Here is a 22,110-nt window from a genome sequence, read left to right on the forward strand (position 1 = left end):
TATGGTGAAAATGCAAATAGGTGCATGGATAAAATTCCAAGATTATACTGATGAGCAGCATAAGGAAGTAGGAAGTGTAATTTCAAAAAGTGTAATGATTCATCCTAGTGTAATGATTTGTTGCCCTGTGCATTTTTCACCTCGTATACAAATCAAAAATGATGTACGTATTGATAAGTTTACATTTATCAATTGGGACACTGTAGTTTATCCAAATGTATATATTGGATCATATTGTTCAATTGGTAGAGGTGTTCAGATCGGTTTAGCTCATCATCCAATCAATTGGCTTAGTACACACGCTTTTCAATATAATTCTGCTTGGTTTCCAAATATTGAGAGCTATTGTTCTTTAAAAAAAAATAAGCATGAAGAACATTTTTTAACAAATATTGGTGCAGATGTTTGGATAGGAAATAATGCTCTAATATCATCAGGTATTTCGATTGGAATAGGTGCTATAGTTGGTGCAGGAGCTGTTGTTGTTAAAGATGTTCCTCCTTATGCTATAGTTGGTGGTGTACCTGCCAAAATTATTAAATATCGTTTCTCAGAAGATATTATTGATCGGTTGTTAAAAAGTAAGTGGTGGTTAAAGAATATTGATCAGCTTGATAAACTTCCTTATGATAATATCAATCAAGTTCTAGACTTATTAGAAAATAAGGCATAGATATTTTAATAAAGGTGTGAGGTTTAGTGATGATGAAATTTAAGAAAATAATGAGCTTTGCCTTATTATTAGTCTCACCTTTAAGCTATTCAGATAATATTCATTATAAGAATTTGTTAGCTTTACATTCACAATATGAGAAAGGGTTGAAAATATATAAAGATAATCAAACTATAGAATCTAATGGAATTGGATATCTAATTAAAGATAGTAATATAGTATTTGATTGCCATAATGCTGTTATCGATGGTGGTGGTAAAGTATCAACAGGACTTTTGATTGAGTCTTATGGTCAAGATATTCATAATATAACAATCAAAAACTGTACATTTAAGAATTTTAAATATAATGGTATTCGGATTGGTTGGGGAATTCCTGATGTTTTGAAAAACACTATACCAAAACAAGAGAGATATAATTTTCATCCTAATAAAATAACAATAGATAATGTTAAAATTGAGAATTCAGGAACGGTTGGTTTATATATTGATGACTATGTAAGTAATGTTGTTGTTAAAAATTCAATGATTTCTAACTCTGGTGCGCCAGCTATATATTTAGAATTTTCATCTAGAAATAATACTATTGATAATAATGTTTTTGTAAATAATGGATATAATAAGAAGAGAGGTTCTAGAGAAGCAATTTCTGTCGATGGGTCTTATAGTAATTTAATTACAAAGAATATTTTTAAGAATAATGCATTAGGTGGAATTTTTTTATATAAAAATTGTCAGGAACAATCCTCAAAAGGAAATGCTCCTATTCGCTTGGATGGCGCTGATTATAATAATATCTCTGAAAATAATTTTATAAATGAAAAAATTGGTATTTGGATTGCTTCTCGTCAAAGTAAAGATCTTTCTAAATGGGATTGTGGAGATAAGCCTATGTATTCAAACAAATATTATCAAGATTATGCTGATCATAATAAACTAATAAAAAACTATTTTCATAATGTTTCTAAAGGAATTATTGTTGAAGGTGATTATAACATTATTGAAAAAAATAATTTTGATAAAAAAGATAATAGTATTATATTTCCTTACACAAAAAGAGCACTTTACCTAAATAAACCACAAGTTGGAAATATTGTTGAATAATAATTTTTGAAGAGCCCTAACTTATTAGAGCTCTTATTGAGAAATTAAATAATGATATTTAACTTTTCTGCTTCATTTTTAAGTAAATTAACAATTTTTTCAATTTCATTCTGTCCTAGTGCTCTGTTAAATATCATAGTATTAAGAATTTGAGATTTTCCTGTGTTTATGCTAGTTCCTGTTCCAATTTTAATATTATCTGTTTGGAGTAAACGTGGTAAATCAAATTCAATCGAATTTTGTATATTATCAGTTTCAGATCTTACAGTTGTAACATTATTTAAACATTTTACCCAAATAAGATTCCACTTGGATATATCAATACCTTTAATAGTCACTGAACCAGTAATTTGATCAGTAGTTTTATTCCCTCTAGCACATTGAAAATTAATGCTATCTTTAGATGAAATAGTTAATGCAGTACCATAAGTATTACTGTTTTCACCTATAGCTCGACCATATGAAGTTCCAATAATGAAAGGTTTTGATTGCTGCTGCTCTTCAGAAACAATATTTTTTATTATTACAAAATATGTGAAATTTTTACTATCAGGAATTCCTGTATTAATGCCATTTCCACCAGATACTATTAAAGTATCTTCTAAATTTTCAGGATTACCAATTATACTAGCTTTTTTAGATGGATTGGCTAAGTTTTTTACTACATTTCCATGTAATGAGGAGCTATTAAAAAAACCTTCATAGCCATATAAAGTAATAGGTAGTTTAGACATTTTCTTACTTGAACTTTTTATGGATTTTGATCTGGACTTTAACATAATTGAATATACCTTTAGAAAGCCTATGTCGGAATATAAAAATAATCTTTAGAAGATAATTTTTATATTGTAAACTATTATAGATAGTTGAACAAATATAAATATTGTTCAAAATTTAAAAGATTATTTTATTTAAAATGGTTAATCGAGATATTGTAATGAATTGTTCTTTATTTGGTGGTAGTAATTCTGTTCTTATTAATGGTTTACAAAAAGCTTTACGAGAGAATTTTGTTGTTGAAAATTATGCATTAGGTGCTACTAGTTGTATACAAAATACTTTGGAACTTGTTAGGAATTTTAATAAAATATTGAAAACAGATTTTGTTGTAACAGAATCAAATGTGAATGATATAATGAGTTATACTTCTCTTAAAATACCTAGAGATAAGATTGAATCTCAAATTGATGATTATTATAAATTGTTAAATACTATTAATAAACCAATTTTTGTTCTTATTTTGCCAACTCATAGAAAACAAGAGAGTTTGGATGATATATGCTTTATTAATAATATTCATGTAGAGAATTGCTTGAAATATGGATTTTTTTATATTGATATTCAATCTAAAATAGATAATTTAAATTTAGATAATTTAAATCTTTTAATGCCACATCCTAGACATATAAATGAGGCTTTTATTTATCACTTAATGTTAAATATTTGTAATTTTATAAAAAATAATAATGGTTTTTGTTTTAAAAAAATAATAAGAGATAGTGTTAAAGATAAATATAAATACTTCTCTGCCGAAGACTTTGATATTTCTCCTAATCTTGAGAATAAAAAAAATTCTGCATTTTCAGTTAATTTGTCTATTATTGATAATAAATTTTATAAATTCCCTAAGATTTTTATAGGATGGCAGTTGTTAGCAATAAATACATGGTGTGATGATTATGCTAGTGTGATAATTTCATCTAAGAATATGGATTATTTTGTGGTTAAGTCATTTGGTAAGTTATATAGTTCATCTGAGTTTATTTCTAGTATTGAAATATCAGAAGATACAGTAGTAACTTTAAATGTTGATAATATTATTTCAACTGAACCTACTATATTAGTCAAATATAATGAAAAAGGTAATCAAAGTGATTTGAAAATAGAGGGTTTTTTATTAGTTAATAATAAAGTAGAAGATGTGGTCAATAATTATGTGTATGATATTATTGATTTAAATATAACTGAACAAATATGGGTAAATTGGGAACCTTATATAGCAGCAATGAAAACATTTTTATCATTATCAGTAAATAACAGAAGTCTTGTATAACTATGTGATTCTAAAGATTGCGAACAATTTATCAGTTAATGATTTAAAAAATAGACTAGATGAATATCCTAGTCTATTTTTTATTTGGTTAAATTTATTTTCGGCCATACACATCAGTAAAGCGAACGATATCATCTTCACCTAGATAAGAACCAACTTGCACTTCAATTAGGACACAGTCTATTACGCCAGGATTTGTCAAGCGATGCTGCTGCCCAGCTGGAATGTAAGTTGATTCATTTGGATGTACTAAGGTTTCACTATCTCCATTTACAATGGTTGCTACACCCGAAACTACAACCCAGTGCTCAGAACGATGATGATGCATTTGTAAAGATAGACTTTCACCAGGTTTGACTACAATTCGCTTAATTTTATAATGAGGATCTTCCTCTAAGACCGTATATGTTCCCCATGGGCGATTTACAGTTTGGTGAAACTCAACCTTATTACAATCTTTCTTTTCAATTTGACTAACAAGTTCTTTCACCTGTTGGTCGTGTTTTTTATCTGCAATAAGTAGTGCATCAGGCGTATCAATAACTAATAAATTCTCTAAACCAATTGTTGTTACAAGGCGCTTGGTTGATAAATTACGAACAAAAACGTTACGACTATTAATATGGATAGTATTTTCTGTAATCGAGTTCTGATTTTTATCTACTTCGGAAAGTTGGCTTAATGCACTCCACGATCCAATATCAGACCAGCCAATATCACATGGAATAACAGCAACTTTTTCTGACTTTTCCATGACTGCATAATCAATAGAAATATCATCGATATCTTGAAAGAACTCTTCAGGGATTGCTAAAGATTTTTCATTCTTTTGACGAAGATTTTGATGGCAGGTCAGTAATTTGTTGTATAACTCTTCATTTGTTTTTTGAAATTCTGAAATGAGAGTGCCCGCTTTAAAACAAAAAATTCCAGCATTCCACAGATAGCCATTATCAATATATTTTTGTGCTGTAATTGAATCAGGTTTTTCTTTGAATGCAGTAACGCTATGTGTTTCTGGATCGTATTGGATATAGCCAAAACCCGTTGATGGTGCAGTTGGTGTGATGCCGAAAGTGACAAGTTTATCATGACTCGCAAGAAGTATGGCTTGACCAATCGCATTTTGAAAAGCAGTTGTATCTTTAATTAAGTGGTCTGCTGAGAGTACCAACATGATGGTGTCTTCAGAAACTGTTTCAGCAATGTTGAGTGCAGCCAGTAAAATTGCAGGAGCAGTATTTCGACCAAATGGCTCTAAAATATAATTGGTTTTTTTATGAAGTTCTTTATGTTTTTTTAAAATATCATCATTAAGGAAGATGAGCTTTTCATTGGTAACTGTCAAAACTTTTTCGATGTTTAAGTTTTTAAGCTGGTTTAAAGTTTTCCCAAATAAAGTATTTCCACACTCATCCAATCGAATAAATGGCTTGGGACGTAGCTTGCGTGAAGCAGGCCATAGGCGTGTTCCAGATCCTCCTGAAAGAATGACAGGAACAATAGGAGAATTTAAGCTGTCACTAGACGATTCTAGTAGTTTACTAATAGTTTGATTGTTCATATTTTTAACTTTATATACAACAATGGGGGATTCTTCTTGTATAGCATTTTTAGTGATTTTGAAACAATTGCTAATTTATAAAAACTTGTAAGGGATAGTTGCTAAATTAAATTTACAAATCAACTGTTTAAAAATTATTCTTTCATTTAAGATAATGATATTAAATAATTATTTTTTTGTTAGAAAATATTTGTTATCACATAAAATTATAAAAAAGTATGGCAATTCACATTTTTTATTTAAAATGTGTAATTTTAAAATGCTACTTTATGTAAGTATATAAAAGTTTTTAGTTTTTTTATGAGATCTTATTCGATAATATCTGCTGAAAAATTACATTATCTGAATGTGAGTAGTGATGCATGTATGTTCTCGAAAAATACTAGAAATTAAACATCTCTCTAAGTTTGTTGGAGAGGAATGTTATTTCAAATCTTTTTCTCAACAATCATATAGTACAGAAAATTTTGCAGGGTGGGGGAGGAAGCCTAGTTATTTTAGAGCAAAGGAGTATGCTAACAAATACCAAAAAACATGTGTAACGCTAGAAGATGGTTTTATTCGTTCTTTAGGCTTAGGTAAAGAAGGCTTTCCACCATTATCTTTAGTTATTGATTATAAAGGTATTTATTTTGACTCTACATGTGTTTCTGATTTAGAGGAACATATATCACTTGCAGAAAATCAAGATATTTGCGAACGTGCAAAAAAGTCAATTCAACACATTCTGAAGCATGGTATTACCAAATATAATTCTAAATTTCAGTCTTTAGATTTGCTCCAATTTGGAGAAGAAAATATTTTAGTGGTTGATCAAACCTGTAATGATCAATCTATTCATTATGCTGGAGCATCTCCAGAATCATTTATAACCATGTTGAGCGTTGCTCGCAAAAATCATCCATCCGCAAAAATTTGGGTCAAAGTACATCCAGATGTCATAGCAAAAAAAGCCAAAGGACATTTCTGCATAAGTACATTGCAAGCTCAAGGTTTTTATATTTGCAGCGATTCTTTAAATCCAATTGAGCTTGTTCAAAGAATGGATGCAGTTTATGTAGTGAGTTCTCAACTTGGCTTTGAGGCATTGTTGTGTGGTAAGTCAGTATTTTGTTTTGGTGTGCCATGGTATGCAGGTTGGGGAGTGACAGAAGATCAATATGCTCCTTTAGAGATCTTACAAGGGCGGCGAGGACAAAAGAAATCTGTAGAGCATTTATTCGCATGTGCTTATTTTCAGTATGCTCGTTATGTATCCCCCATTACACAACAACGATGTGAATTGGAAGATATTTTGGATCTTTTGGTGATTAATACGAATTGGCAGAAAAAATTGCCAAAACAGATGGTTGCTTACGGTTTTTCACGTTGGAAGCGACAATTTCTAAGAGAGTTTTTGGATTTTCCATATTTTCGTCTTCAGTTTAAGCAATATTTTGAACCTTATCCAGACCAAGATATTTTGGCTTGGGGAAAAAAAGCACATCAATTAAAGCAAAAAGGATTTAAGAAAGTTTGGACTGTTGAAGATGGTTTTATTCGTTCTTTGGGTTTAGGAGCAACTCTGATTCGCCCTTATTCTTTGGTGATTGATGATATTGGAATTTATTATGACGCGACACAGCCTTCTCGTTTAGAAAACCTCTTGAATACAACGATATTAGATCATGATCAACTTGATCAGGCTCAAAAAATTATAGATGTGTTGGTTGATTTTAATATTTCGAAATACAATGTTGGGCAAAATAAAGATATTAAATTGCCAAAAAATATACAAAAAGTGCTATTAGTAATTGGGCAGGTTGAAGATGATATGTCCGTGCAGTTAGGCGGATATGACATCAAAACAAACTTGGGTTTACTTCAGGAAGTGAGGAAGAATAATCCAGATGCATATGTTATTTATAAACCGCACCCTGATGTGCAAAGTGGCTTACGCCAAGGAAAAATTGCAACTGAAAGCGCATTACAGTATGCAAATCATATTGAAGAAGAAGCCTCTATCTTGCAGTGTTTTAAGATATGCAATGAAGTTCATACCATTACATCTTTAAGTGGTTTTGAGGCACTACTTCGCAAAATTCCAGTTTATTGTTATGGAGTTCCCTTTTATGCAGGGTGGGGACTTACAAATGATAAACATAAATGTATCAGACGGTTGCGAAAAATTACCCTGCAGCAGTTAATCTACATCTCCTTAATTCAGTACCCTATATATAATATTAGGATAAGTGAAGATATGCGGATACCACTCGCACAGCCAGAACAAGTTATTGATCATATTAGGCAAATGAAATTACAGATTCAAAAGCCAAAATCAACATTGTTCAGCCGAATCTTTATGAGTTTTAGACGCTTTCAAGTGGGAAAAAAAGATTGATGTCAATTCATGTAGAGAGATTACTCAACTCAAAGCGGGTCTTATTATTACAAGGCCCGATGGGGGGGTATTTTGCAGAATTGGCAGACTGGTTAACTCAGCAAGGAATTGAGTGTTATAAATTAAATTTTAATGGTGGAGATAGTTTTTTTTATCGCTCTCGTCCAAATACATTTCATTATCGTGATCATAAAAGCCAATTTCACCGTTGGCTAGAAATTTTTCTGCAACAACATCAAATTGATAGTATCGTTTGCTTTGGGGATTGTCGGAAATATCACCGTATTGCACAGCAGGTGTCTGTAAAGTTAGATATTCAATTTTTTGCATTTGAGGAGGGCTATATTCGACCTAATTATTTGACTTTTGAGCAAGATGGAGTCAATTTTTTTTCTAACTTTAAGAATTACTTATATAGCCAACCTGTACCAACAACAACGCGCCCTTTAGATCCTTATATTGTGGTCAGTAATAAATATTACCGTATGGTGATGAGCGCCTTTTTTTATTACTTCTTTTGGATTTTATTCTCTTTTTATTACCCACATTACCAACATCATAGAGAAATTACACCACTGAATGAATTTTATTATTGGTGGGTTGCAGCTATTCGTCGAGTTTATAATGCTATATTTGAAGAGAAGCGTTTTAAAAAATTATTAGAAGAGCAAGATCAAAACTACTTTATTTTTGCATTACAAGTCCATAATGATTTTCAGATTCGCATCCATAGCGATGAAAAAAATGTAGAAACTTATATTGAAAAAGTATTATTTTCTTTTGCCCAACATGCTGATGCAAAGAAACATTTGGTTCTCAAACATCATCCTATGGATCGAGGTTATCGGAACTATACTCAATTAATTCAAAAATATGCCACACAGTATGGCTTGATTGGGCGAGTACATTATTTCTGTGATATTCACTTACCAACGTTATTAAAACATAGTTGTGGTATGGTGACAGTGAATAGTACTACGGGTATTCAGGCACTGTTTCATGGTATTCCTGTGAAAGTCTTAGGACGTGCATTATATAATTTACCCCGTTTAAGTTATCAGGGAGCACTGGCGAATTTTTGGAACTCACCAGGTGAGGTTGATAAGTTATATTTTAGTCATTTTAGACATGAGTTAATCGCATATTCACAGTTAAATGGTGCCTATTATGGACTCTCTCCTTGGATGCGACAGTATCAAAAAAAAACTCTTATTGTTGAAGGTTGTGTAGCTCAAAAACCTTCTAAAAAGAAGATGTCTAAAGTTTAAAGTACATTACGTAACTCACGCGCTGTCTCTTGTAGTAATGGCAGAATGTGTTGAACCAAATAGTCTCTGGTGGTACGCATCGTTGGAGATACAATATTGAGTGCTGCAACCACTTTAGAATTTCCATCATAAATAGGTACAGCTAAAGCATGTACTCCTAATTCATGTTCTTCAGATGAATAGCACCAATCTTGTAATTTGATCTCTCTCAGAAGTTGTAAAAAGCCATCATTTTCAACATGCGTATATTTAGTTAAGCGTTTTAGGGGATATTTTTCAAGCCATTCAAGTTGTTGCTCGGGTTCTCGGTGAGCCAATAAAATTTTACCTGCTGAGGTGGCATGAGCAGGTAGACGATTCCCTAAATGTAAACCATAAGGATTGACTCGATCGGTTTGTTGATGGGCTGCACTACGTGCCACCGTAATTGCTTCATAACCGTCGAGTACCATCACTGAAAAAATAAGCGATGTTTGGTTGGTGAGTAGATTCAGTAAAGGCTGTGAAATTTTAGGTAAAGGTGCACCACTTAGATAAGTTCCTGAAAATTTTAAAACTTTTGGTGCTAAATAGAAATAATGACCATCATATTCTAAATACCCTAAATATTCTAAAGTGAGTAAATGACGGCGTGCAGCAGCGCGAGTCAAACCTGTGCGTTCTGCTGCCATAGAAATATTCAATCGATGGCGATCATTGCCAAAACTCTCTAAGATTGCCAATCCTTTGGCCATGCCTGCAATAAAATCTTCATGACGAATCATTTTTTTATTATCTGAGTTTTGCAGAATTTTATCCTGTTCAAGCAATTTTTTGTTCATGAGTATGACCAGATAAAAAGATGAATCGATTTTGTAGCAGGATTAAAATAATAACTATTGTTCGATAGTCGCACAATATTTTTTATCATCGAACAAATCTGCATTTTAGTGCTAGAAGTTTAGCTGAAAATTATAAAAAATGAGCAAGTAATGGAAATCTAATTAAATTACTCGGGATTGAGTAGATTAAGCCACTTGGCTTCTTTCATCCTGCCTAATGTTTAGTTCCAATCAATTAATCATTTCATGATGCACAGTGGAGTTATCCAATGATAGATAAAAGTGCGACCTCATTTCGCGAGGTTTTGTCGCAAATTCAAGATGGATCAACCATTATGATTGGTGGCTTTGGCACCGCAGGACAACCTGCTGAACTCATTGACGGCTTGATTGATTTGGGCATCAAAGACCTCACCATCGTCAGTAACAATGCGGGTAATGGTGACTACGGTCTGGCGAAACTGCTGAAAGCAGGCGCTGTTAAAAAAGTCATCTGTTCTTTCCCGCGTCAGTCTGATTCTTGGGTGTTCGACGAATTGTACCGTGCAGGCAAAATCGAACTTGAGTTAGTACCACAAGGCAACCTTGCTTGTCGTATTCAGGCTGCGGGTATGGGTCTGGGCGCAGTGTTCACCCCGACAGGTTATGGCACGCTGTTGGCAGAAGGCAAAGAAACCCGTCATATCGAGGGTAAAGACTATGTGCTGGAATATCCGATCCAAGCCGATTTTGCCTTGATCAAGGCACAGCAGGGCGACCGCTGGGGCAATCTGGTGTATCGCAAATCCGCACGTAACTTTGGCCCAATCATGGCGATGGCTGCAAAAGTGACGATTGCTCAGGTGTCTGAAGTGGTTGAACTGGGTGCACTTGATCCTGAACATATCATTACCCCAGGCATCTTTGTGCAGCACGTGGTTCAGGTTGAACCCGCTTCACCATTGGCAACGGCATAAGGAGACCTAGATGAGCTATAACAAATTAACCCGTGACCAAATTGCTGAACGTGTCGCTCAGGATATTCCCGATGGTGCTTATGTGAATCTCGGGATTGGCTTACCCACCAAGATTGCCAGCTACCTGCCAGCCGACAAAGATGTCTTCCTGCATTCTGAAAATGGTTTGTTGGCTTTTGGCCCACCGCCAGCAGAAGGTGAAGAAGATCCTGAACTGATCAACGCCGGTAAAGAATTCGTGACCATGCTCAAAGGCGGTGCCTTTTTCCATCATGGGGATTCATTTGCCATGATGCGTGGTGGTCACCTTGATATCGCTGTGCTTGGTGCCTTCCAGATTGCTGAAAATGGTGATTTGGCCAACTGGCATACTGGTGCACCGAATGCGATTCCTGCCGTAGGCGGAGCAATGGACTTGGCTGTGGGTGCGAAGAAAGTGTTTATCACCACCGATCACGTCACCAAAAAAGGTGAACCGAAGATCGTGGCTGAACTGGCTTATCCTGCGACAGGTCTGAAATGTGTCGACCGCATCTATACCGACCTGTGTGTGATTGATGTCACAGCTGAAGGCTTGAAAGTCCTTGAGAAAGTTGGAGGCTTAAGCTTTGACGAATTACAGGCAATGACGGGTGCGAAACTTATCGACGCGACTCAGGGATAAATAATCCCTCCCAACCTCCCTTTGAAAAGGGAGGAGTTTCTCTCTGAAATTAAAGTGGGAAACACAAGAAGTCCCCCTTTATCAAAGGGGGATTTAGGGGGATTCAAACGACAGGATTAAGAGAACAACAGAAATGAAAAATGCTTATATTATCGATGCGATTCGTACCCCGTTTGGTCGTTATGCCGGTGGTCTAGCTGCGGTACGTGCAGATGATCTAGGGGCTTTACCGATTAAAGCCCTGATGCAGCGTAACCCAAGCGTAGACTGGCAACAAGTCGATGATGTGATCTATGGCTGTGCCAATCAGGCGGGTGAAGACAACCGTAATGTTGGACGCATGTCATCACTGCTTGCAGGTTTACCGTATCAAGTCCCAGCGACGACCATTAACCGTTTATGTGGTTCTTCACTCGATGCGATTGCCATGGCAGCGCGTACCATCAAAGCAGGTGAAGCTGATCTGATTATCGCAGGTGGTGTAGAAAGCATGAGCCGTGCCCCGTTTGTGATGGGTAAGGCTGAAACCGCTTATGGTCGTACCCAGAAGATTGAAGACACCACCATGGGCTGGCGTTTCATCAATCCGAAACTCAAAGAAATGTATGGTGTGGACACCATGCCACAAACTGCGGAAAACGTGGCGGAACAGTTCCACATTAACCGTGAAGATCAGGACAAGTTTGCCTTAAACAGCCAGCAACGTACGGCTGCTGCGCAAGCCAAAGGTTACTTTGCCAATGAAATCGTGCCAGTCACCATTCCACAGCGCAAAGGTGATCCGATTGTTATCGATACCGATGAACACCCGCGTGCCACCACCATTGAAGCGCTCAGCAAACTCAAACCTGTGGTGAAAGCCGAAGGTAGCGTAACTGCGGGCAATGCCTCAGGTATTAACGATGGTGCAGCAGCACTGCTGATTGCATCGGATGAAGCTGTTGCCAAATACGAACTGAAAGCGCGTGCCAAGATTGTTGCAGCCACCACGGTGGGTGTTGAACCACGCATCATGGGCTTTGCCCCAGCACCTGCGATCAAGAAATTACTGAAACAAGCCAATCTGACTTTGGCGCAGATGGATGTGATTGAACTGAACGAAGCCTTTGCGGCACAAGCACTCGCTTGTACCCGTGACCTTGGCTTGGCGGATGACGATGCCCGTGTTAATCCAAATGGTGGTGCGATTGCATTGGGTCATCCACTCGGTGCATCAGGTGCGCGTCTGGTGACCACTGCACTGAACCAACTTGAACAGACAGGTGGCAAATATGCCTTATGTTCAATGTGTATTGGTGTCGGTCAAGGCATTGCTTTGATTATTGAGCGAGTTTAAGTATGAGCCAGTTATATGCCAGCTTATTTTATCAGGAAGAAGTGACTGAGATTTTTAGTGATCAGTCCTTGGTTTCTTACATGATTCAGGCTGAAGTGGCACTGGCAAAAGCTCAGGCGCAGGTTGGGGTCATTCCTCAATCTGCGGCAGATTCAATTGAAGCCATTGCACAAAAGACGGCATTGGAAAGTATTGATTTTGCAGACTTAGCAGCCGCAACAGGGCTTGCAGGCAATATTGCGATTCCATTTGTCAAACAGTTGACTGCGATTGTGAAACAGCATGATGAAGATGCAGCTCGCTATGTGCATTGGGGCGCAACCAGTCAGGATATTTTAGATACAGCTTGTATTTTGCAATGCCGCGATGCGTTGCAATGGGTCGAACGTAGTCTGCAACAGAACTATCAAACGGCTTTAGCACAAGCACAGGTTTATCGTGATCAGGTGATGATTGGGCGGACATGGCTACAGCAAGCCTTACCAATTACGCTGGGTCACAAGTTTGCTCGTTGGGCAAGTGCGTTTAAACGTGATTTGGATCGGATTCAGGCAATGAAAGCCCGCGTACTGGCTGTTCAGCTCGGCGGTGCAGTGGGTTCATTGGCATCACTGCTTGATCAGGGATCCGCAGTTGTCGAAGCATTTGCCCAACAGTTCCAGTTAAGTGCGCCAAGTTGTACTTGGCATGGTGAGCGTGACCGTATCGTTGAGATTGCCAGTGTACTCGGCATGATTGTCGGCACAACAGGCAAAATGGCGCGTGACTGGTCATTGATGATGCAGACCGAAATTGCAGAAGTGTTTGAACCGACAGCCAAAGGTCGTGGTGGTTCATCCACCATGCCACACAAACGTAATCCTGTTGCAGCAGCGTCTATTTTGGCGGCTGCAAACCGAGTTCCAGTACTGATGGCAAGTCTGTATCAGAGCATGGTTCAGGAGCATGAACGTAGTTTAGGTGCATGGCATGCTGAATGGTTGGCATTGCCTGAAATTTTCCAGCTTTGTGCGGGTGCATTGTGGCGTACCTTGGACGTTTTACAAGGCATGGAAGTCAACATCGAAAACATGCAGCGCAATTTGGAATGCACGCAAGGTTTGATTATGGCTGAAGCAGTCATGATGGCACTGGCACCAAAACTGGGGCGTTTAAATGCACATCATGTGGTGGAAGCTGCATGTAAAACCGCAGTCGCTGAGCAAAAACATTTAAAAGACGTGATCGCTGAACTGGATGACATTAAAAATAATTTTTCTACAGCAGAAATTTCCGCAATTTTTAAACCCGAATCGTATTTAGGCAATATTCAAGCCCAAATTGATGCGGTGTTACAGGAAGCAAGGACAGGAGTGGCAAAGTGATGATCACGATTACCAATCGTCAAGGCAAGCATTTATCGGTTGTTGTGGAAGGTCTTGAAAATGCACCTGCCATTATCTTTTCCAACTCTTTGGGAACCGATCATGGGATGTGGCAACCTCAAGTTGCTGCACTTAAACAGCATTTCAAGGTCATTACTTATGACACGCGTGGACATGGTCAAAGTGATGTCATTGCGGACACCACAGTTCAAAACCTTGCTGAAGATGTAGTTGATATTTTAGATGCGTTAGACATTGAAAAAGCACATTTTTGTGGAATTTCAATGGGCGGATTGACTGCGCTGTATTTGGGTATTCACCATGCTGCGCGTTTTAACAGCATTACAGTGGCGAACTCCGCAGCAAAAATTGGTACGGCAGAAGCATGGCTGACTCGAGCTGATGCGGTAGAACAAAAAGGCTTGGCTGATTTGGTGGCGTCGACCCATAGCCGCTGGTTTAGCAGTGAGTTTGACTATCTAGAAGATGCATTGGCGCAACAAACCATTCAAAGTTTGGCCAATACACCTGCTCAGGGTTATGCCAATGCCTGCCGTGCTTTGGCACATGAAGATTTGCGAGAGCAAATTGCTCAAATCCATATCCCAACTTTATTGGTCGCTGGGAAGTTTGACCCGATCACCACCGTTGCTGATGCTGAATTTATGCAGCAGCAAATTGAACAAAGCCAGCTCAGTATTTTGCCAGCATCGCATTTGTCAAATATTGAGCAGCCTGAAGGATTTACTCAGGTGTTGCAGCACTTTATTGAAGTGATTTCATAAAAATACTGCTGTTTTTAAAAGGATTTTCGCCTAAGGAGGCAAAATATGGCGTCTCAGGATACTACACGCTCAAATATCAGCATGGATGCACAAGCACTAATCAATGATTCTCCATTAAGTGCTTATCAGTGGATGATTGCAGCAATTTGTTTTTTCATTGTTTTTTTAGACGGTATTGATACCGCTGCAATGGGTTTTATTGCACCTGCATTGGCACAAGACTGGGGATTAGACCGTTCTCAGCTTGGCCCTGTGATGAGTGCTGCACTGGGCGGCATGATCATTGGTGCGTTGGTGTCTGGTCCAACGGCTGACCGTTTTGGTCGTAAGGTTGTACTGTCTGTATCGATGTTGATTTTTGGTGGTTTTACCATTGCCTGTGCTTACGCCAGCAACCTTGATACTTTGGTGATTTTGCGTTTCTTGACAGGAATTGGTTTGGGGGCAGCCATGCCAAACGCCACCACACTGTTTTCTGAGTACTGCCCAAACCGTATTCGTTCTTTACTCGTGACCTGTATGTTCTGTGGTTACAACTTGGGTATGGCGATTGGTGGCTTTTTAAGTAGTTGGTTAATTCCAAAATTTGGCTGGCACAGTTTATTTCTGTTCGGCGGCTGGAGCCCAATGATTCTAACGATTTTCGTGGTGGGTTTCTTGCCAGAGTCGTATCGCTTCTTGATTGTCCGTGGGAATAGCACAGAAAAAGTACGCAAAATTCTGAGCCGTATTGCACCGACTCAAGTTCAGAATGTGACCGAATTTCATGTCCCTGAAGAAAAAAGCACAGTACAGAAAAAGCAGAACGTGTTCGCAATGCTCTTTTCACCAAGCTACGTGAAAGGCACGTTATTACTTTGGTTCACGTATTTCATGGGTTTGGTGATGATTTACCTGCTCACCAGCTGGTTACCAACCTTGATGCGTGAAACAGGCGCAACCATGGAACGTGCGGCATTTATTGGTGGCTTGTTCCAGTTTGGTGGTGTGTTGAGCGCATTGTTTATTGGCTGGGCAATGGATCGTTTCAACCCGAACCGTATTATTGCAGGTTTCTATTTTGTTGCAGGGATCTTCGCTTTCGCTGTTGGTCAGAGCCTGAGTAGCCCAACATTATTGGCGATCTTAGTGTTATGTGCAGGTGTTGCAATCAATGGCGCACAGTCTTCTATGCCAGCACTCAGCGCGCGTTTTTACCCAACTCAATGCCGTGCAACAGGTGTGGCATGGATGTCAGGTATTGGACGTTTTGGTGCGGTGTTCGGTGCATGGATTGGTGCAGTGCTTTTGGGGCAAAACTGGTCATTTACCGCGATCTTGAGCATGTTACTGATTCCAGCGACGGCAGCAGCAATTTCAATTTTTGTTAAATCTTTGGTTGCACATACTGATGCAACCTAAATCTGAGGGTTTTCTTATGAATGATGATGAACGCTATAAACAAGGCATTCAAGTTCGCACGGAAGTTTTAGGTGAAAAGCATGTCAACCGTTCGATTGAAAACCTGAATGAATTTAACAGCGATTTTCAGAACTTCATTAGTCGTTTTGCTTGGGGCGAAGTGTGGTCTCGCCCAGGAATGCCACGCCATACCCGTAGTCTGGTGACAATGGCGGTGTTGTTGGCACTGGGTCGTGAAGCTGAGTTGCGTATGCATATCCGTGCATGTTTCAACAATGGCGTGACGCAAGATGACTTGAAAGAATTATTTCTTCACTGTTCGTTGTATGCAGGTTTGCCCGCAGCAAATGCAGCAATGCACATGGCAGAAGAAGTATTTAAAGAGTTAGGAATTTCACCTAGCCAACAAACGTAATGGATGCAAATTCTTAAAATTTAAAAGGAGAGTTACTATGTCTCAAATTATTTGGGGTGCTTACGCACAGCGTAATACAGATCATCATCCGCCAGCAAACACCCCAGGCTATAAAACCAGTGTGTTGCGCTCGCCAAGCAATGCTTTGATCTCAATTGCTGAAACTTTGACAGAAGTGACGGCGCCGCACTTTTCACCAAATCAATTTGGCCCTAAAGATAATGACTTGATTCTCAACTGTGCCAAAGATGGTTTGCCAATTGGTGAGCGTATCGTGGTTCATGGTTATGTACGTGATCAGTTTGGTCGCCCAGTCAAAAATGCCTTGCTTGAAGTCTGGCAAGCCAATGCTTCAGGTCGTTACCGCCATCCGAATGACCAGTTTTTGGGTTCTTTAGATCCAAACTTTGGCGGTTGTGGTCGTATGCTGACCGATGAAAATGGTTTCTTTATTTTCCGTACCATCAAACCAGGTCCATATCCGTGGCGTAACCGTATCAATGAATGGCGTCCAGCGCATATTCACTTCTCTTTAATTGCAGATGGTTGGGCGCAGCGCCTGATTTCACAGCTTTATTTTGAAGGCGATACTTTAATTGATACCTGCCCAATCTTAAAAACGATTCCGTCTGAAGAACAACGTCGTGCCCTCATTGCGCGTGAAGACAAAAGCAACTTCCTTGAAATGGATAGCCGTTGCTACCGTTTTGACATCACTTTACGTGGTCGTCGTGCAACTTACTTTGAAAATGAATTGACATAATTGAGGGAGAAAACAACATGAATGGTTGGAATTTTCAGGAATTAGCAGAAACCCCATCTCAAACAGGTGGGCCTTACGTTCACATTGGTCTGTTACCAAATCAGGCGAATATTGAAGTATTTGAGCACAGCTTCAACAACAATCTTGTTCAAGAACAGACTCAAGGCGAGCGTATCCGTCTTGAAGGTCAAGTGTTTGATGGTTTGGGTTTACCACTACGTGATGTATTGGTGGAAATCTGGCAAGCCGATGCAAATGGTGTTTACCCAAGCAAGGCTGATGTACAAGCTAAAACGGCTGATCCACATTTCCAAGGTTGGGGTCGTGCAGGTGCAGACTTTGAAACAGGCGTATGGTGCTTTGACACCATTAAACCAGGCGCTGTTCCGGGACGTAAAGGCTCTCAGCAAGCACCACATATTGCCTTAATCATTTTTGCACGTGGTATCAACATGGGTTTGAACACGCGTGTTTATTTTGACGATGAAGCAGAAGCCAATGCCAATGACCCGATTTTGAATGGTATTGAGTGGGCGCCACGTCGCAATACTTTAGTGGCTAAACGTGAAGAACGTGACGGTCAGATTGTTTACCGCTTTGATATTGTGATTCAAGGCGACAATGAAACAGTTTTTTTTGATATCTAAGCTGTGCGCTGTATGGCAACCCCATACAGCGACATTACACAAGGAATGGTAATGATGAACCTGAAACACACCGCACTTCAAATTGCATTGGCATGCAGCCTGTTGACTACAGCTTCAGTTGCTTTAGCACAGCCTGAACAAAGTCAGCATTATGTGATCAAAAATGTGGATATTGGCGCAATGCCAGTGAAAACGATTGTACCAATTACTGCAAAAACGGCTGAAGAGGCATTGGCTCAAGCGAAAGTGATTGCAGACAATCCAAATGCTGATATTGCTGAGTTTCGTATTGATTTATTGAATTTTGCTGCGGATACCAAACAGGTGATTGCACTTGGACAGCAGCTCAACCAAATTCTCAAAGACAAGCCAATGATTGCAACGATCCGTACTGCCAATGAAGGCGGAAAACTGGCAGTCAGTGATGCAGAATACGGCAAGATTTATACTGCCTATCTCAAAAAACCATTCATGCAACTGCTTGATATCGAAATGTTCCGTGATGCCACCGTGGTACGCAAAGTCACCGATTTAGCACACCAGAAACAAGTACTTGTTGTGATGTCAAATCATGATTTTGCCAAAACACCAAGTGAACAAGAAATTGTGGATCGTTTGATGAAACAGGATCAGATGGGCGCTGACATTCTCAAAATTGCAGTGATGCCACAGACCAAAGCAGATGTATTTACGCTCATGAATGCGACGCTAAAAGTCAGCCAACAAAGCAAAAAGCCGTTGTTAACCATGTCGATGGGGCGTTTAGGCACGATTTCCCGTATTGCAACTGCAAGTTCGGGCGGTAGTTTGAGCTTTGGCATGATTGGGCAAGCCTCAGCACCAGGTCAAATTGATGTGACCCAGCTACGTCAGTTCTTACAAACTGTACAACCAACACCATAACAAAAAGTGAAAAAAGGAATGTTTACAATGAAAGCAATGGTTTTGCGAGTGACTGCATTAAGTTTAGGACTCATGGCTTCAGGCTGGGCTGCGGCAACAACCTATGTGGTTGACCGTTATCAGGATGACCAAAATCAGGGTTCATTACGTTGGGCAATTGAACAATCAAATGCCAATCCATCAGATGACAATCAAATTTTGATTCAGGCAGTGGGTAAAGCGCCTTATGCCATTAAGGTCAATTCACCACTGCCTGAAATTAAAGGCCCTGTCAAAATCATTGGGACACAATGGGACAAAACAGGTGAGTTTATTGCGATTGATGGTTCGAACTATATTCAGGGTGAAGGTGCAAAAGCGTGTCCAGGTGCAAACCCAGGACAGTATGGTACCAATGTTCGTACCATGACACTTCCAGGTTTGGTGCTACGTGACACACATAATGTTGTGCTTAAAGGTCTAGACATTCACCGTTTCTGTATTGGTGTTTTGGTGAACCGTTCAAGTAATAACTTGATTCAGCATAACCGTATTAGCAATAACTATGGTGGCTCAGGGATTATGTTGACAGGTGATGATGGTAAGGGTAATCCGACATCAACCACAACCAACAACAATAAAGTGTTAAACAACATCTTCCAAGACAATGGTGATGGTTTGGAGTTGACTCGTGGTGCAGCATTTAACCTGATTGCCAATAACTTGTTTACCAATAGCAAAGCCAATCCAGAACCATCTCAAGGTATTGAAATCTTGTGGGGCAATGACAACGCAGTGGTCGGCAACAAATTTGAAAACTATTCAGATGGTTTACAAATTAACTGGGGCAAGCGCAATTACATTGCTTATAACGAACTGACGGCAAACTCGATAGGTTTTAACCTCACTGGCGACGGCAATATCTTTGACAGTAACAAAGTTCATGGCAACCGTATCGGGATTGCACTACGTTCAGAAAAAGATGCCAATGCCCACATTACCTTGACCAAAAACCAGATTTGGGACAACAGTAAAGACATTAAACGCTGTGAAGCGGGTGGTTCTTGCGTACCCAATCAGCGTTTAGGTGCAATTGTGTTTGGTGTGCCAGCACTTGAACATGAAGGTTTTGTCGGTTCACGTGGCGGCGGTGTAGTGATTGATCCGAAGAATTTGCAAAAGACCTGTACCACACCAGATCAACAAGGCTGTAATGCTCGACCAAACCAATGGATTCAAGCACCTCAACTGGCTGCACGTCAGGGACAACTTGTGGTGAGTTTCAAAGGTGAAGAAAACCAGCGCTACCGTGTTGAGTTCTTTGGAAACCGCAATGCGCAGTCGAAAGAAGCTGAACAATTTGTCGGTTATGCAACTGTTGTGACCAATGCGCAAGGTCAGGCGACTTTGACATGGAAACCAACTGAGAAATTTGCAAATTACACTGCAAATATCACTGATCACTTGGGTGCGAGTTCAGAACTCAGCCAACCAGTAAAAATAAAATGATGAAATACAGGCACTTTGGCATAAAGTTAGAGTGCCTAACTTTATTGGGCTAAGGAAGAGCAAAGATGAAGAAAACGAATTTAGTTAAATTGAGCGCAGTTTCGCTCGCAATTTTATGCAGTCAAGCCGCTTTGGCAAATGAGCCGTGGTCACAAGATCGTCAGTGGCTTTTGGGGGATTGGAATGGTGAGCGTCAGCATTTAGAAGATAAAGGCTATAAGTTTACAGTATCGATTATGAGTCAGGCAGCCACCAATTTAGATGGTGGTTATGACGATAACAATACTTTTGCCAATGCTGCACAGTTATCACTTGGAGCCAACTTCGATTTAAATAAAATCGCGGGTTGGGATGATACGACAGCCAATATTTTAATCACCAAACGTGATGGTAATGCATTAACCAATGAAAATATTAAAGACCCTCGTGCGACCACTTTAGGCAATTCACAAGAAATTTACGGACGCGGGAAGATTTGGCGTTTAACTCAAGCATGGGTGAAAAAAGGCTTTGATGATCATAAAGTTCAAGTCAAAGTCGGACGTATGGGCATGTCAGATGACTTTAACAGTTCACAATGTGAGTTCCAAAATCTACTCTTATGTGGTGGTCAACTTGGCAAATCCATAGGTTCAATCTGGTACAACCTGCCTGTTGGCGTTTGGGCAGCCAATGTTAAATATCAGTTTGCACCTGAGTGGACATTCGGTGTCGGCGTGTATGAAGTCAATCCCGACAATATCAAAACCAATTCTGATAGTGATGGATTTAATTTGGATATGCGCGGAACTACAGGGGCAACGATTCCTGTAGAACTGGCATGGAAACCAAAACTGAATGGCTTACCGGGTGAATATAAAGTGGGTGCTTTGTATTCGACTGCTGAAGCCAAAGATATTAAAACTTCGGGCAAAGTTCACGATGGTAAACACAGTTTCTGGTTTAACTCACAGCAACAGTTAACCCAACGTGGTGATGACCCGAAACGCGGCTTATATGTCGGTTTCAATGCAGTGTTTAATGACAAAGCGACAACATTTGTTGAAAGCACTCAGCAATTGGCATTTTGGTACAAAGGTGTATTTGACAGCCGACCAGCCGACTCAATTGCACTGGGTTTTGCACGTTATGAAGTGAATGATCGTGCCCGTGATAAAGAAATCGCCACCAATAACAGCAATGGTTACTTTGCTTATAACCCAACGGCAGGCAACTATGTTCCTGTACAAAGCAGTGAGCTGAATGTGGAATTAAACTATACCTATCAGTGGTCACCAGCCGTCATGATTCGTCCAAATTTACAATATATTCACCAGCCTTCTGGCGTGAAACAAGTCGATGATGCTTGGGTTGCAGGCTTAAGTATGCGTGTCAATTTCTAATGCAGACTTAAAGCAAGTTTCGACGATTGAGCACTCTTTTCTCAGTTCGGTTTTGCGGGTGTACAACGCTAAAACCGACTGTTTTTAAACTGCGCTACTTTTATGGGTTGATGCGTAGCCTGAGGTTTAGACTACGGCATCAGC

20 protein-coding genes are annotated in these 22,110 nt (G+C 39.1%); 17 read left to right on the forward strand and 3 right to left on the reverse strand.

The annotated features are described in order from the left end of the window. The first annotated feature begins 1 nt into the window (after position 1). A complete protein-coding gene (locus tag LVY74_RS17815) occupies positions 2-673 on the forward strand; it encodes a CatB-related O-acetyltransferase (RefSeq protein WP_330848010.1) in 672 nt (223 codons plus the stop codon). 29 nt (positions 674-702) lie between these two features. Further along, positions 703-1,776 (forward strand): right-handed parallel beta-helix repeat-containing protein, encoded by a 1,074-nt coding sequence (locus LVY74_RS12025; protein ID WP_237815264.1) that lies wholly within the window; start codon positions 703-705, stop codon positions 1,774-1,776. Positions 1,777-1,820: 44 nt separating this feature from the next. On the opposite strand, the gene LVY74_RS12030 is transcribed toward LVY74_RS12025, so the two are convergent. Continuing rightward, complete coding sequence (locus LVY74_RS12030) at positions 1,821-2,510, reverse strand: hypothetical protein (RefSeq protein WP_237815265.1); 690 nt, start codon at positions 2,508-2,510, stop codon at positions 1,821-1,823. A gap of 203 nt (positions 2,511-2,713) precedes the next feature. Here LVY74_RS12030 and LVY74_RS12035 point away from each other — a divergent pair, with 203 nt between their 5' ends. Continuing rightward, positions 2,714-3,829: a hypothetical protein gene (locus LVY74_RS12035; protein WP_237815266.1), complete on the forward strand. Its 1,116-nt coding sequence runs from the start codon at positions 2,714-2,716 to the stop codon at positions 3,827-3,829. Between the two features lie 94 nt (positions 3,830-3,923). Here the strand turns inward: LVY74_RS12035 and LVY74_RS12040 are convergent, their stop codons facing one another. Then, positions 3,924-5,393, reverse strand: a complete 1,470-nt coding sequence (locus LVY74_RS12040; RefSeq protein ID WP_237815267.1) for a mannose-1-phosphate guanylyltransferase/mannose-6-phosphate isomerase — start codon at positions 5,391-5,393, stop codon at positions 3,924-3,926. Between the two features lie 358 nt (positions 5,394-5,751). On the opposite strand from LVY74_RS12040, the gene LVY74_RS12045 reads away from it, so the two are divergent. Continuing rightward, entirely contained in the window at positions 5,752-7,773 is a 2,022-nt protein-coding gene (locus LVY74_RS12045; protein WP_237815268.1) for a capsular polysaccharide biosynthesis protein, read from the forward strand. Then, complete coding sequence (locus LVY74_RS12050; RefSeq protein WP_237815269.1) at positions 7,773-9,041, forward strand: capsule biosynthesis protein; 1,269 nt, start codon at positions 7,773-7,775, stop codon at positions 9,039-9,041. The genes LVY74_RS12045 and LVY74_RS12050 overlap by 1 nt, the downstream gene beginning before the upstream one ends. Here LVY74_RS12050 and pcaU read toward each other — a convergent pair. Continuing rightward, on the reverse strand, positions 9,038-9,862 hold the full coding sequence (pcaU, locus tag LVY74_RS12055) for an IclR family transcriptional regulator PcaU (RefSeq protein WP_442862796.1): 825 nt from the start codon (positions 9,860-9,862) through the stop codon (positions 9,038-9,040). The genes LVY74_RS12050 and pcaU overlap by 4 nt on opposite strands. A 269-nt stretch (positions 9,863-10,131) precedes the next feature. On the opposite strand from pcaU, the gene LVY74_RS12060 reads away from it, so the two are divergent. From LVY74_RS12060 to LVY74_RS12115, 12 genes are all read left to right on the forward strand, one after another. Beyond that, positions 10,132-10,818, forward strand: a complete 687-nt coding sequence (locus LVY74_RS12060; protein ID WP_237815270.1) for a 3-oxoacid CoA-transferase subunit A — start codon at positions 10,132-10,134, stop codon at positions 10,816-10,818. A 10-nt stretch (positions 10,819-10,828) separates the two neighbouring features. After that, the gene (locus LVY74_RS12065) at positions 10,829-11,482 is read left to right on the forward strand and encodes a 3-oxoacid CoA-transferase subunit B (protein ID WP_237815271.1); all 654 of its coding nucleotides are present in this window, start codon (positions 10,829-10,831) and stop codon (positions 11,480-11,482) included. A 133-nt stretch (positions 11,483-11,615) separates the two neighbouring features. After that, positions 11,616-12,818 (forward strand): 3-oxoadipyl-CoA thiolase, encoded by a 1,203-nt coding sequence (gene pcaF / locus LVY74_RS12070; protein WP_237815272.1) that lies wholly within the window; start codon positions 11,616-11,618, stop codon positions 12,816-12,818. A 2-nt stretch (positions 12,819-12,820) separates the two neighbouring features. Next, positions 12,821-14,182: a 3-carboxy-cis,cis-muconate cycloisomerase gene (locus LVY74_RS12075; RefSeq protein ID WP_237815273.1), complete on the forward strand. Its 1,362-nt coding sequence runs from the start codon at positions 12,821-12,823 to the stop codon at positions 14,180-14,182. Next, positions 14,182-14,967, forward strand: a complete 786-nt coding sequence (gene pcaD, locus LVY74_RS12080; protein ID WP_269091372.1) for a 3-oxoadipate enol-lactonase — start codon at positions 14,182-14,184, stop codon at positions 14,965-14,967. Before LVY74_RS12075 ends, pcaD begins: the two co-directional genes overlap by 1 nt. A 45-nt stretch (positions 14,968-15,012) precedes the next feature. Then, the gene (locus tag LVY74_RS12085) at positions 15,013-16,368 is read left to right on the forward strand and encodes an MFS transporter (protein ID WP_237815275.1); all 1,356 of its coding nucleotides are present in this window, start codon (positions 15,013-15,015) and stop codon (positions 16,366-16,368) included. A gap of 16 nt (positions 16,369-16,384) precedes the next feature. Then, a complete protein-coding gene (pcaC, locus tag LVY74_RS12090; protein WP_131314576.1) occupies positions 16,385-16,783 on the forward strand; it encodes a 4-carboxymuconolactone decarboxylase in 399 nt (132 codons plus the stop codon). Between the two features lie 37 nt (positions 16,784-16,820). Beyond that, positions 16,821-17,546 carry a protocatechuate 3,4-dioxygenase subunit beta gene (gene pcaH, locus LVY74_RS12095; RefSeq protein ID WP_151708916.1) on the forward strand — a complete coding sequence of 242 codons (726 nt, stop codon included), beginning with the start codon at positions 16,821-16,823 and terminating at the stop codon, positions 17,544-17,546. Between the two features lie 17 nt (positions 17,547-17,563). Next, a complete protein-coding gene (pcaG, locus tag LVY74_RS12100) occupies positions 17,564-18,193 on the forward strand; it encodes a protocatechuate 3,4-dioxygenase subunit alpha (protein ID WP_237815276.1) in 630 nt (209 codons plus the stop codon). Between the two features lie 51 nt (positions 18,194-18,244). Next, entirely contained in the window at positions 18,245-19,096 is an 852-nt protein-coding gene (gene aroD, locus LVY74_RS12105) for a type I 3-dehydroquinate dehydratase (RefSeq protein ID WP_237815336.1), read from the forward strand. A 27-nt stretch (positions 19,097-19,123) separates the two neighbouring features. Continuing rightward, positions 19,124-20,584, forward strand: coding sequence for a right-handed parallel beta-helix repeat-containing protein (locus tag LVY74_RS12110; protein WP_237815277.1), 1,461 nt, complete (start codon positions 19,124-19,126; stop codon positions 20,582-20,584). 65 nt (positions 20,585-20,649) lie between these two features. Further along, positions 20,650-21,966 (forward strand): carbohydrate porin, encoded by a 1,317-nt coding sequence (locus LVY74_RS12115; protein ID WP_237815278.1) that lies wholly within the window; start codon positions 20,650-20,652, stop codon positions 21,964-21,966. The last annotated feature ends 144 nt before the right edge of the window (positions 21,967-22,110 follow it).

The sequence above is a fragment of the Acinetobacter sp. ME22 genome, from assembly GCF_022012315.1.
In the GTDB taxonomy this organism is placed as follows: domain Bacteria; phylum Pseudomonadota; class Gammaproteobacteria; order Pseudomonadales; family Moraxellaceae; genus Acinetobacter; species Acinetobacter brisouii_A.